The organism is Streptomyces malachitofuscus (assembly GCF_055571035.1).
Window position 1 is genome coordinate 477,288 of the sequence record NZ_JBVIGA010000002.1, and the last position, 14,273, is coordinate 491,560.

At 73.5% G+C, this 14,273-nt stretch carries 1 pseudogene (only partly in view); it reads right to left on the bottom strand.

Going from position 1 to position 14,273, the window contains the following annotated elements:
• Window positions 1–14,273: pseudogene (locus ACZ44S_RS04830) on the bottom strand (non-ribosomal peptide synthase/polyketide synthase) (it continues 15,178 nt past the right edge of the window).

Here is a 14,273-nt window from a genome sequence, read left to right on the forward strand (position 1 = left end):
TCACAGCGGCCTGAGCCGTTCGCGCAGTGCCCGGGCGACGGCCTGGACGGCCTCGCCCGACATCAGGGATGCGTGGCCGGCGGCCACGTTCTCCTCCTCGGTCTCCCCCGTCAGCACGGGAGCCCAGGCGGCCTTGGTGGCCGTGGACTCCGGCCGCGGGCTGCCGTCGTCCTCCAGGCCCGCGACGAACAGCAGCACGCGTCCGTCGAACGGGGCGGGCCGGTAGGAGCGGTAGGCGTCGAGTTGGCGGCGGGCCAGCTCTCGGATCGGCTCGGGGACCTCGGGGTCGTCGAGCAGGGCGCGGTCCTCGGGGGTCAGCTCGGATGCGGCCGAGGAGGTCAGGGCGGGCGGCAGCGAGCTGTCGAGCAGGGCCACCAGCGGCGGTTCGTGCCCGGCGGCCCGCAGCCTGCGGGCCATCTCGAGCGCCAGCACACCGCCCAGCGACCAGCCGGCCAGCACGGTGGGCGGCACGGCTCCCGGCTCCTCCCCCGGCAGGTCCAGGAGCAGGTCGGCGTACGCGGCCGCCATCTCCTCGATGGTCCGCCCCTCGGTGCGGCCGCCGTCCAGTTCGGGGGCCTGGATCCCGAGGACCGTCCGGTCGTCGCCGAGCTCCCGGGCCAGTTCCAGGTACGGGTAGGCGCTGGCACCGGCCGGGTGGACGAACACCACCCGGGGCGGCCGGGAACCGGAGCTGAACGTCACGATCCGGTCCGCGGGCCCGGGTTCGCCGTTGCCGGTGCCCCGGCGGTCGATCTCGGCCGCGAGTTCGGCGACGGTGGGCCGGGCGAACACCTCCCGTACCGGGAGCCGGACTCCGGTGACCGCCTCGATCCGGGTCAGCAGCCGGATCGCGGCCAGCGAGTGGCCGCCCACCGCGAAGAAGTCGTCCGCGGCGCCGACGCGGTCCAGGTCCAGTTGCTCGGCCCACAGTGCGGCCACGAGCTCCTCGGTGGCGGTGCCCGGCGGCACGTACTCCGCCTGCAGCGGCCCCTGGACGCCGAGCGCGGCCAGCCCTTGCCGGTCGACCTTGCCGCTGGGCGTCAGCGGCAGGGCGGGCACGGCGTGGAACGCCGCCGGGATCATGTGCTCCGGCAGCACTTCCGCGAGGTGGGCACGGAGTTCGGGAACACCCGGGGGACGCTCGCCGAGCACCAGGTGGGCGGCGAGGTGCCGGGCACCGCCCCGTCCGTGCGCGAGGACGGCGGCGTCCCGCACCCCGGGGTGGGTCTTGAGGACCGTCTCGATCTCGGTGGGCTCGACCCGGAAGCCGCGGACCTTGATCTGTTCGTCGGCCCTGCCGATGAACTCCAGGGTGCCGTCGGGGCGGTGGCGCACCAGGTCGCCGGTGCGGTAGAGCCGCTCGCCGGGTCCGGCGGCGAACGGGTGGGCCACGAAGCTCCGCGCGGTCGGGCCGGGCCTGCCCAGGTACCCGCGGGCCAGTCCCGCCCCGCCCAGGTACAGCTCCCCGGTGGTTCCCCGGGGCACGGGGTTCATCGCGGCGTCGAGGACCCACGCCTCGGTGCCCGCGATCGGCCGTCCGATCGGGATCGGACCGGCCAGTGGGTCCAGATCGCGGGAGATCGGGTGGCAGCAGGCGAAGGTGGTGCTCTCCGTCGGCCCGTAGCCGTTGACGATGCGGATCGCGGGCAGTGCGTCGAGGGCGGCCCGGACGTGGTGGGCCGACAGTGCCTCACCCCCGATGAGCAGTTCCCGCACGCCCGACAGCACCTGGGGGTCCTCGTCGACGACGACGTTGAACAGCGAGGAGGTCAGCCAGAGCACGCTCACCTCGCGTCCGGCCAGCAGCTCGCGCAGGCCGTCGACGCCCGTCGCGCCGGGAGGGGCGACCAGCAGCCGGGCGCCGTGCGCGAGCGCGCCCCACAGCTCGAGGGTCGAGGCGTCGAAGGCGACGGGTGCGAGCTGCACCAGGGTCTCGTCCGGACCGAGCCGGGCGAACTCCTGGCCGGTGATGAGGCGGACCACCGCCCGGTGGTCGACCAGCACGCCCTTGGGGCGGCCCGTCGATCCGGAGGTGAACATCGCGTAGACCGCCGAGTCGGGACCCGCGCCGGTGGCGGGCGCGTCGTCGCGGACGTCACCCTCCCCCTCCGCCGGGTCCTCCAGGACGACGACCGTCGCGTCCGTGCCCGGGAGCCGGTCGCGCAGCCGGCGCTGGGTGACGATCACCGACGCCCCGGCGTCCTCCGTCATCAGCGCCAGCCGTGCGGCCGGGTACTGCGGGTCGAGCGGGACGTAGGCGGCGCCCGCCGTGAGCACGGCGAGCAGGACGACGGGAAGGTCGAGCGACCGCTCGACGCAGACCCCGACGAGGTCGCCGTCGCGCACGCCGGCGGCACGCAGCCGCCGGGCCAGCCGGTTGGCGTCCGCGACGAGCCCGGCGTAGGTCAGCTCCCGGCCCTCGAACTCGACGGCCACCGCGTCCGGACGCCGCCGTGCCTGCGCCGCGACCAGCTCGTGCAGCGCCTCGGGAGGCAGCGGCACGACGGGCCCGCGTGCGCCGCGTTCCGCCTCCGTCCGCTCCTCGGCCGACAGCAGGGGCAGGTCGGACAGGGCCGTCCCGGGGCGGTCCGCGACGGCCTCCAGCAACCGCACGAAGCGCTGCGACAGCAGCTCGACGGTCTCCTCCTCGAACAGCTCGGTGGCGTACTCGAAGACCCCGGCGAAGCCCTCGTCGGAGGTCACCATGTGCAGGCTGAGGTCGAAGTTGGTCGTGGTGACGGGCAGTTCGAACGGCTCCAGCTCCAGACCGGGCGGACGGAGGTGGCCGCCGGGCACGTTCTGCAGCGAGAACACCGTCTGGAACAGCGGGTGGCGGTCCAGGCTCCGGGTCGGGGCCAGCTCCTCCACCAGCAGCTCGAAGGGCATGTCCTGGTGGTCGTAGGCCCGCAGCGCGGTCGCACGCACCCGGTCCAGCAGTGCGTCGAACCCGGGGTCGCCGCCCAGGTCGCCGCGCATGACGAGGGTGTTGACGAAGAAGCCCACCAGGTCCTGGGTCTCGGGACGGTCGCGGCCGGCGATCGGCACCCCGACGGCGAAGTCCTCCTGGCCGCTCCAGCGTCCCAGCAGCGCCGTGTACGCGGCGAGCAGCACCATGAACGGCGTCGCGTCGTGCTGCCGTCCGAGGGCGGTGAGCCGCCGGGACAGCTCCTCCGGAACGGTGAAGGTGTGCGTGGAACCCCCCATTCCGGCCACCGCGGGCCGGGGCCGGTCGACGGGCAGCTCCAGCACCGGGGGCATGCCGGACAGCTCGGCCAGCCAGGCGTCGCGCTGCGCGGCGAGCTCGTCGCCGGACAGCCACTGCCGCTGCCACGCCGCGTAGTCGGCGTACTGCACCGGCAGCGGCGGCAGTGCCGCGGGCTCGCCCGCCGTGAGGGCGGCGTACACGGTGGTCAGCTCGGACATGAGGACGCCCAGCGACCAGCCGTCGCACACGCTGTGGTGCAGGCCGAGCGTCAGGACGTGGTCGTCGTCGCCGAGGCGCACCAGGGAGCACCGCAGCAGCGGGCCCGCGGCCAGGTCGTAGGGGCGGTCGAGTTCCTCGGTCACGATGCTTCGCGCCCGCTCGTCCGCGTCCGGGCCCGTCACCTCGTACTCGCTGAGAACGGCCGGCGAGGGCGGCGCCACCACCTGGACGGGTTCGCCGCCGACCGTCGCATAGCGGGTGCGCAGCACCTCGTGACGGTGGATCAGCGTGTCGAGCGCGCCGCGCAGGGCCTCCCGGTCGAGCCGCCCGCGCAGCCGCAGGGTCGTGCCGGTGTTGTACCCGGCGGTGCCGGGGTGGAGCTGCTCCACGAACCACAGCCGCCGCTGGTTGTACGACAGCGCGAGGTCCGCGCCGCGGTCGACGGGGACGAGCGGCGGCAGCCGCCTGCCCTTCCTGCCGCGCACCAGGGCGGCCTGCTCCGCGACGGTCGGCGCGGCGAAGACGTCCCGGAGGGCGAATTCGGCACCGAGCGCGGCCGACAGCCGGGCGGCCAGCTGGATGGAGACGATGGAGTCACCGCCCAGGTCGAAGAAGGACTCCTCGACCCCGACGTACGGCAGTTCCAGCACGTCCGCCCAGACCGCCGCGACGATCTCCTCGGTCGGGTTGCGCGGCAGGGTGGCGGCCCGGCCGGTCCGCAGCTCCTTGGGGTCCGGCAGCGCCCGGCGGTCGATCTTGCCGGACGTGGTGAGCGGCAGGGTCTCCAGGGGCACGATCACGGAGGGCACCATGTGGTCGGGCAGCACGTCGCGCAGCCCGTCCCTGAGTTGGGCGGTGTCCAGGGGCGCCGTCTCCGGTACGACGTAGCCGACGAGCCTGCGCTCGCGGGCGACCACGATCGCGTTGCGCACCTCGGGCCGCCGCAGGAGTGCGGCCTCGACCTCGCCGAGCTCGACCCGGAAGCCGCGCACCTTCACCTGGTGGTCGGCGCGGCCGAGGAACTCCAGGACGCCGTCGGCACGCCATCTGCCGAGGTCACCGGTGCGGTACAGGCGGGCGCCCGGGACATCGCCATACGGGTCGGCCGTGAACTTCGCGGCCGTCAGTCCCGGCTGCCCCAGGTAGCCGCGGGCCACCCCGACCCCGCCCAGGCAGATCTCTCCGACGGTGCCGGGCGGCACCAGCTCCGCGCGGTCGTCGAGCAGGTAGACGCGTGTCCCCGCGATCGGCCGGCCGACGGGCGGCGTGTCGCCGTCGTCGGGGTCGCACAGATGGACCGTGCTGTCGGCGGTGGCCTCGGTGGACCCGTACACGTTGAGGACCTGTTTGCCCGCCCATGCCGCCGTGAGCTCGGCGGGCACCCGGTCGGAACCGGTCAGCACGGTCCGCAGTTCGGGCACGGTGTGCGGGTCCAGGCCCGCCCAGGCCTGCGGCGGCATCTGCAGATGGGTGACCCGGTGCTCGCGGAGGATCCCGGCGAGCCCCTGGTCGGGGAGCAGCTGGTCCTGCGGGGCCAGGATCAGCCGCCCGCCCGCGCAGAGTGTCATCAGCAGCTCCTGAACCGACAGGTCGAAGCCGAGCGGCGCGAAGCTGAGCACCCTGCTGTCCTCGTCCAGGCCGAACTCGTCGATGTCGGCGGAGATGAGGTTGGCCAGGCCGCCGTGCTCGACGAGCACGCCCTTGGGACGCCCGGTCGAGCCCGACGTATACATGACGTACGCCAGTCGGTCCGGCGTGATGTCGAGCGGACCGTCGCCGGGCGCCGCGGGACAGTCCCCGATCGCGAGGGGCACCGCCCGGCCGGTCAGGCGGGGCGCCGGCCCGGTCGAGGTCAGGACGGTACGGGCCCCGGTGTCCTGGAGATACAGGGCGAGCCGGTCGTCCGGGTACCGCGGATCCAGCGGCACGTACATGGCCCCGGCCCGCAGGACCCCGAGCACGGCGACCGCCCAGTCCACCGAGCGCTCCAGCAGGACCGCGACGGGTTCCTCGGCACCGACGCCGCGGGCGCGCAGGGCCGCGGCCACCCCGCGCACCCGGGCGTCCAGCTCGCGGTGGCTGATCACGGTGCCGTCCGTGGTCTCCAGCGCCACGGCGTCCGGCCGGGCGCGTGCGATCTCGGCCAGCCGGGCCGGCACGAGCGTCGGCCGGGTCGCGGCGTCGGGTCCACGTCCGTGCGTCAGCAGCGTCCGGACGTCCTGGGGGGACAGCGGGGACAGCTCGGCGACCTGCGCGTCCGGCCGCCGCGCGATCTCCAGCAGCAGGGCCAGGAAGTCGTCGGTCAGTTTCCGGACGGCCTCGGCGGTGAAGCGCCGCTGGTCGTAGTAGAGGTGGCAGGTGAACCGCTCCCCGCCCACGAGCGCGATCGACAGCGGGTAGTTGATGTGTTCCCGCATGTCGACCGAGGTCAGCCGGAGGTCGAGTTCGGACGCTTCCTCGGGCAGCGCGCCGAACGGGACGTTCTCGAAGACCAGGAGGGATTCGAAGAGCGGCTCGTTCGGCGGGACGTCGCTCCACCGCTGCACCGACACCAACGGGCTGTGGCCGTACTCCCGGGCCTGCGCCTGGTCCCGCTGCAGCCGGTCCAGGCAGTCCGCCACCCGCTCGGCGTCGTCCAGCCGGACCCGGACCGGAAGGGTGTTCATGAACAGGCCGACCATGTCCTCGACCCCGGTCAGCGAGGCCGGACGTCCGGCGTCGACGGTGCCGAACACCACGTCGCGCTCGCCTCCGTACCGGCCGAGGAGCACCGCCCACGCCGCCTGGGCCAGCGTGTTCAGCGTCCACCGGCCCGAGCGGGCGGCGTCGGTGACGGACACGGTGTCGGCCTCCGACAGCGACACCTCCCACTCGCCCGGCGGTGTCTGCGGCAGGCCGGGCCGGGCCGGACGGTCGACGCCGAGGGGGGTGGCGGTGTCGAAGCCGGCCAGCGCCCGTTGCCAGTAGGTCTGCGCGGCGTCGGGGTCCTGCCGGTCGAGCCAGGCGATGTAGTCGCGGAACGGGCGCACCGGAGGAAGCACGTCGCCCGCGGTCCCCTCCGGGGCGGCGTAGACGCCGAACACCTCCGCCAGCACCGTGTTGACGCTCCACCCGTCCAGCAGCATGTGGTGGAAGCTCCACAGCAGGTGGTGGGTGTCGTCCGCGGTCCGGACGAGATGGATGCGCAGCAGCGGCGCCGCCGAGAAGTCGAATCCGCGGCGCCGGTCCTCGTCGAGCAGTTCCCGGATCAGCCGCTGCTGCTCCTGCTCCTCGGCACCGGTCAGGTCGTGCTCGTGGAACGGGACGGCGACCCGGGCGTGGACCAGCTGAAGGGCCCGGCCCGAGGCGGGGTTCCAGATCGCCGTGCGCAGCACCGGGTGCCGGTCCAGCATCCGCTGCCAGGCGTCGCGCATCCGGTCCGCGTCGAGCGGGCCGTCCAGGCGCCAGTGGATCTGCTCGACGTACATGCCCGCCTCCGGCGCCGCCAGGGCGTGGAAGAGCATGCCGTGCTGGAGCGGGGACAGCGGATAGGCGTCCGTCACTTCGGGGTGGGGTCCGGCCTGACGCTCCCACTCGGTCCGGTAGTGGTCCAGGGCGTCGGCGGGGCCTGCCTCGGTCTCGGTGGAGGCCGGGGCGCCGGCCGCCGCCTCGGCGAGCAGGGCGACGGTCGGATACTCGAAGACGAGCTTGGGGGTCAGTACGACGCCCTGCGCACCGGCGCGGGTCACCACCTGCAGGGACAGGATGGAGTCCCCGCCGAGTTCGAAGAAGTTGTCGTGGACGCCGACACGTTCGACGCCGAGGACATCGGCCCAGATGCCGGCCAGGGTCCGCTCGGTGGGGGTGCGCGGGGCGACATGGACGGCGCCCGTGCCCAGCCTCGCCTCGCCGGACGGGACGAGCGCGGAACGGTCGAGCTTGCCGTTCGGTGTCCGGGGCAGCTCCTCCAGTGCCACGAAGGCGGCCGGCAGCATGAAGTCGGGCAGGCTCTGCCGCAGGTGGGCGCGCAGCTCGCCGACCGCGGGCGTCTCGGTCTCCGCCGCCGTCGTCAGGTAGGCCGTCAGACGGTCGTCGTCGGCCGTCACCACGGCCTCCCGCACGGCGGGATGGGTGAGCAGCGCCGCCTCGATCTCGGCCGGCTCGATCCGGAAGCCCCGGACCTTCACCTGCTGGTCGGCGCGGCCGATGTACTCGAGGGTCCCGTCGGTCCGCCGGCGGCCCAGGTCCCCCGTGCGGTACAGCCGGGCGCCCCGCCCGCCGTGCGGGTCCGCGACGAAGCGCTCGGCCGTCGCCCCGGGGCGGTGCAGATAGCCGCGGCTCACCCCGGTCCCGCCGATGCAGATCTCGCCGACCACACCGACGGGCACCGGTTCCAGCCGTCCGTCGAGCACGTAGACGCGGGTACCGGGCATCGGGCGCCCGATCGACGGGGTGCGGCTCCCGTCCACCGGGGCCAGGGTGCTGTCCACGGTGCATTCGGTGAGGCCGTACATGTTCACCGCCGACAGCCCGGGGGCGTCGGCGAGCCTGCGCCACAGCCGCTCGCCGACGCGCTCGCCGCCCACCCAGATGCGCAGCGGCCCCGTGAGCCCGGCCTCCAGCAGCGCCTCGAGCTGTGTGGGGGTGCAGTCGATCAGGTCGAGACCCGCCGTCCGGATGTGGGCGACGCAGGCCGCCGCGTCCCGCCGGAGCTCGTCGGGGACGATGTGCAGCGTCGCACCGTGCAGCAGCAGGAGCAGCTGCTGGACGGAGGCGTCGAAGGAGAGCGACGCCATGAGGCTCACCCGCGGGCCGTCCAGGCCGGCGAGCTGCTCCCCGAGCGTCCTGGCGAGCTCGACCGCGCTCGAGTGCTCCACCATGACGCCCTTGGGACGTCCGGTGGAACCGGAGGTGTAGATGACGTAGGCGACGTCCTCGGGCGTGGCCGGCAGGGGCGGATCACCGCCGTCGTCGGGCCCGGCCGGTTCGCCGGTCTCCAGGTCCCGATCCAGGTCCAGGGTCGTCCCGGCGAACTCGGGGAAACCGCCGGCCCCGGTGATCGAGGCCGTGGTCACGAGGAGGACCGCCTCGGCCTCCGCCAGCATCGCGGACAGCCTGGCCCGCGGGTGGGCCGGGTCGAGCGGCAGATAGGCGCCCCCTGCCTTCAGCACACCGAGCACGGCGGCCACGGCGTCGATTCCCCGGTCCAGGCACAGCCCGACGATCGAGCCGGGGGCGACGCCCTCCGCCCGCAGCCTGCGGGCGATCCGGTCGGCCCGCGCGTCGAGCTCGCGGTACGTCAGCGTCCGGTCGCCCGCGACGACCGCCAAAGCGTCCGGGGTGCGGGCCACCTGACGCCTAAACAGCTCCGGCAGGGTGGAGGGGGCCGCCTCCCGCGCCGTCGCGTTCCAGCCGGTGATCACCCGCTCCCGTTCCTCGGGGTCCACCAGGGACAGCTCTCCGAGCGCGGCCCCCGGGTTCCCGGTGATCAAGTCCAGCGCGCGCAGGTAGTGGCGGCCCAGCCGCTCCACCGCCGCGGCCGCGTAGCGGTCCCGGTCGTAGGTGAGGTTCACCGAGAGTTCCGCGCCCGGGACGACGACCGCGGTCAGCGGGTAGTTGGTCCGCTCCCGGGTGCTCACCGGGAGGATGGCCAGCTCCCGGCTGTCGTCCTGCTCGGGCGCGGCCCCCGCCGGGAAGTTCTCGAAGATCAGCAGAGAGTCGAACATCTGCTCGCCCGGCGGGATCTCGCTCCAGCGCTGCACGTCGACCAGCGAGCTGTAGCTGTACTGCCGCTGTTCGGACTGCTGCCGCTGGAGTTCGCGCAGCCAGTCGACGACCGGCGTCGAGGCATCGAGGCCCACCCGCACCGGCAGCGTGTTGATGAACAGCCCGACCATGTCCTCGACTCCGGGCAGCTGCGCCGGCCGTCCGGAGACCGTGGTCCCGAACAGCACGTCGTCGCGCCCGCTGTAGCGGGCCAGGACGAGGGCCCAGGCACCCTGGACGAGGGTGTTCAGCGTCAGCCCCCGCGACTTGGCGAAGTCGCCGATCCGCCGGGTGGCCTCACCACCGAGCCGGGTCTCCCATTCGCAGGCGTGATCCGGGTCGTCTGCGTCGTGCCCGGCCGGCCGGCCGGGCTCGGACAGCGGATCCGCAAGGCCCAAGGACGTACGCTCGGTGAACCCTGCCAGGGCGCGTCGCCAGTAGTCCTCGGGTGCCTTCTGCCCGGCCAGCCATGCGACGAAGTCGCGGTACGGGCGAGGGGCCGGAGCCGGCCGGAGGTTCCGGTCGCCGTACCGTGCGAAGACCTGCGACAGGACCGCGCCGGTGCTCCATCCGTCCAGCAGGATGTGGTGGAACGTCCAGACGAGGTGATGGGTCTTGGCGGACGTGCGCAGCAGGCACAGCCTCAGCAGGGGCGCGGCCGCGAGGTCGAACCCGCGTTCGCGGTCCTCCCGCAGCACCTCCTGGATCCGCTCCGCCTGGGCGGCGTCGTCCAGGCCGCGCAGGTCGTGCCGGGCCAACGGCACGCGCACGTCCGAATGGACGATCTGCAGCGCCCTGCCGTCCTCGTCGAGCCGGAACGCGGTCCGCAGGATGGCGTGGTCCTCCACGGTGGCCTGCCAGGCGGCGGGCAGCCGTTCGAGGTCCAGGTCGCCTTCGAGCCGCCAGTGGATCTGCTCGACGTACAGGCCGGAGTCGGGTTCCGCCAGCGCGTGGAACAGCATGCCCTGCTGCAGCGGGGCCAGCGGATAGATGTCCTCGACCGAGCGGTCGGCGAGCGCGTCCAGGGTGTGCTGGTCGAGGCCGGCCAGCGGCACGTCGGACGGCGTCAGTCCGCCGGCGTCCGGGGTCAGGCAGTGCTCGACCAGCGCCCGGAGCCGGGAGACGAACTCCTCGGCCAGTGCGGTGACGGTCGCCCGGTCGTGCAGGTTCGCGGAGTAGGTCCAGTCGATGGTCAGCCGGCCGTCGCCGACCGCACCGCTGACATCGATGAGGTGCGCGCGACGCCCCGTCCCGGCGGCCACGGCCCCGGCGGGCTCGGCGACCGCGCCGAACGGGCCGCTGGAGGAGAGCGAGTCCAGTTGTCCGAGGTAGTTGAAGGACAGTCCGGCGGACAGGGCGGTCAGGTCGTGGGTCAGGCCGTAGCCGACGCCACGGCGCGGGACGGCGCGGAGCTGTTCCTTGACCGCCTTGAGCGCCGGACCCGGAGATTCTCCGCCCGGGGTGAGGGCGACGGGGAACAGGGAGGTGAACCAGCCGACCGTGCGGGAGAGGTCGACGTCGTCGAACAACTCCTCACGGCCGTGCCCCTCCAGCGCGACGGAGACGGTCTCCTGGCCGGTCCAGCCGGTCAGGGTCTGGGAAAGCGCGGTCAGCAGAACGTCGTTGATCTGCGTCCGGTAGGCCGCCGGCACCTCGGTCAGCAACGCCCGGGTCTCCGCCTCGTCCAGTCCGACGGCCACCGACTCGGCAGAGGCGACGGTGTTCTCGCCGCCCGGACGGTCAACGGGCAGGGCCGTGGCGGGGACGGTGTCCCAGTAGGCGTCCTCGGCCGGGTCGGCCGCCTGCCGGAGGCGCTTCGCCCACTCCTTGAACGAGGTGGTCTTGGCCGCGAGCGGCGCACCCTGGTAGGCGGCGGCAAGGTCCTCCAGGAGGATCCGCCACGACACTCCGTCCACGGCCATGTGGTGAATGGCGATGAGCAGCCGGTCCTCGGACAGACGCACGAACCGGGCGACCGGGCCGTTCACCAGGTCCAGGCTTGCCTGGACCTGGTCGGCCGTGCGGCCGTCCGCGTCCTCCAGGCCCTGGCTGTCGGGCTCGGCGAACCACATGCGCGAGCCGTCCGACCGCAGGCGCAGCGCGTCGTGATGGGTGATCAGCGTCCGGACGGCCGTGTCGAGGGCGGCACGGTCCACGCCCGTCACATCGAGCAGCACCGACTGGTTGAAGTGGTTCCGCTCCGGCAGGTCCAGGCCGTAGAACCACGACTGGATGGGCGTGAGAGGTGCCTCGCCGGTGACGACGCCCTGTTCGGCGCGGACCGACTCCACCCCTGCGACCGACGCCAGATCCGCGACCGTGGGGTGGTCGAACACCAGCTTCGGGGTGATGCCCACGCCCTTGGCGCGGGCCCGGGCGACCACCTGGATGGACAGGATGGAGTCGCCGCCCAGTTCGAAGAAGTTGTCGTGGATGCCGACCCGTTCGACGCCCAGCGCCTCGGCCCACACCTCGGCGAGGATCGCCTCGGTGTCGGTCCGCGCGGCCACATAATCGGCCTGTACGGCCTCGGGGGCAGGCAGCGCACGACGGTCGAGCTTTCCGCTCGGGGTCAGCGGCAGGTGCTCCAGGACCACGAACGCCGCCGGCACCATGTACTCCGGCAGCGACCGCATCAGGGCCGCCCGCAGTTCGCCGTGCTCCGGCGACTCGCCCCCGGCGAAGGTGACATAGGCCGCCAGACGGCGCTCACGCCCCTCCCCGGTCACGACCACGACCGCGTCACGCACCGCGGAGTGCGCCCTCAACGCGGCCTCGATCTCACCCAGCTCGATCCGGAAGCCGCGCAGCTTCACCTGGTGGTCGCTGCGGCCCACGAACTGGATCGCCCCGTCCGGCAACTGACGCACCACGTCACCGGTCCGGTAGAGACGAGCCCCCGGTTCGGTCGCGTACGGATGCGCCACGAACCGCTCGGCGGTCAGACCGGGGCGTCCCAGATAGCCTCGCGCGAGACCGGGTCCGCCCACGTACAACTCACCGGTCACACCCACCGGGACCAGCCGCTGCCGGCCATCCAGAACCAGCAACTCCGTATGGACGATCGGGCGGCCGATCGGCACCGTCCGGCCCGCCACGCCCGTCACCTCGTGCCACGACGCGAACGTCGTCGCCTCGGTCGGGCCGTAGACATGGACCAGCCGCGCAGGGGACTCGGCCGCCAGCACCTCGGCCACCCGGCCGGCGTCCACCGCCTCACCACCGAACAGAAGACTGTCCAGGGATCCGAACGCCGACGGATCGACGGCCACGATCTGGTTGAACAGGGCCGTCGTCACGAACAGGGTCGTCACACCCCGGGCCCGCAGCTCCGCAACCAGATCCCCGGGCGACAGCAGAACCTCACGGGACAGGCCCACCACCCGGCCACCGGTGGCCAGCGGACCCCACAGCTCGAACGTCAGCGCGTCGAACGACGCGTCCGCGGCCTGGGCGACCACCGCGTCCGGGCCCAGCTGCACATAGTCGGCGTCCCACACCAGCCGGACGATCGACGCGTGCTCGACTCCCACGCCCTTGGGCCGGCCCGTGGAGCCCGACGTGTAGACCACATACGCCAAGTCGCCGGGCGCCGCACCGGACTCGGGGTCCGTCACCGGACGGGCCTCGACGGACGCGCGGTCCGCCTCGTCGTCCAGCACCACCACGGCCATCTCGGCGGCCACAGCGGGCAGTCGCTCCAGGCACGACCGCTCCGTCACCACCGCCGTCGCACCCGAGTCGTCGAGCATGAACGCCAGCCGGTCGGCCGGGTGGTCCGGGTCCAGCGGCACGTACGCCGCACCGGCCTTCCACACGGCCAGCAGCGCCACCGGCAGCTCCACCGACCGCCGCAGGCAGACCACGACGGGCGAGCCCACGTCCACCCCGCGGGCCCGCAGTTCACCCGCCAGCCGGTTGGCGCGCCCGTCCAGTTCGCCGTAGGTGAGCGCGACGCCGTCGTACTCCACCGCCACCGCGTCCGGCCGCAGCCGCGCCTGCTCGGCGACCAGAGCGTGCACCGGCACGTCCGGCAGCTCGGGAGTCGCCCCGCCGCGCCCGGCCAGCAGCGCACCGTGCTCGGCGTCGTCCAGCGGGGAGAGATCGGCCACCAGCGTGGACTCGTCGCAGCGGGCGATGCCGTCCAGCAGGCGCAGATATGCCTCGGCGAGCCGCTGGACCGTCGCGGTGTCGATCCGCCCGACGTCGTGGAAGGCGTGCAGTCCGATGCCGTCGCCGGGGACCACGACCATCGACAGCGGGTAGTTGGTGTGCTCCGCGGTCTTCATGGAGGTGACGGCGAGCTCCTGGGGCCGGTCGGACTCCGGCGCCGCTTGGAGGGGGAAGTTCTCGTACACGAAGAGCGTCTCGAAGAGGGGCTCTCCGGCGGGGGCGTCGCTCCACCGCTGCAGGTCGGCCAGCGCGCTGTACTCGTACTGCCGCAGTTCGGCCTGTTCGCCCTGGAGCCGCCGGAGCCAGGACCGGACCGGCTCGGAGTCGTCGATGCGGACCCGGACCGGCAGGGTGTTGATGAACATGCCGACCATGTCCTCGACGCCGGCGAGATCCGCGGGGCGGCCCGAGACCGTGGTGCCGAAGACCACGTCGTCCTTGCCGCTGAACCGCGCCAGGAGCAGGGCCCAGGCGCCTTGGAGCACGGTGCTCGGCGTGAGGCGCTGTGCCCGTGCGAGGCGGGACAGCGCCGCCGTCAGCTCGGAGGGGAGAGCGGTCTGCCAGTGACCGGGCTGTGCGGCGGGTGTCTCCTCGTCCTGCTCCTCGTCGCTCTGGGCGATGCCGAACCAGGTGGCGGGGTCGTCCCCTTGGAGCTTGGTGCGCCAGAACGACTCCGCCGCGGCGTGGTCCTGTTCGCCCAGCCATGCGAGGTAGTCGCGGTAGGGGCGCACCGGACGTTCCGGGAACGGGCCGGGCGCGTGGTAACGGCCGAACACCTCGCCGAGCACCGCGTTGACGCTCCAGCCGTCCAGGTGGACGTGGTGGAAGGTCCACAGCAGGTGGTGGGTCGTCTCGCCGGTCCGCAGCAGCCGGATCCGCATCAGCGGAGGGGCGGCGAGGTTCCCTCCCTGGACGCGGTCGTCCTCCCTGA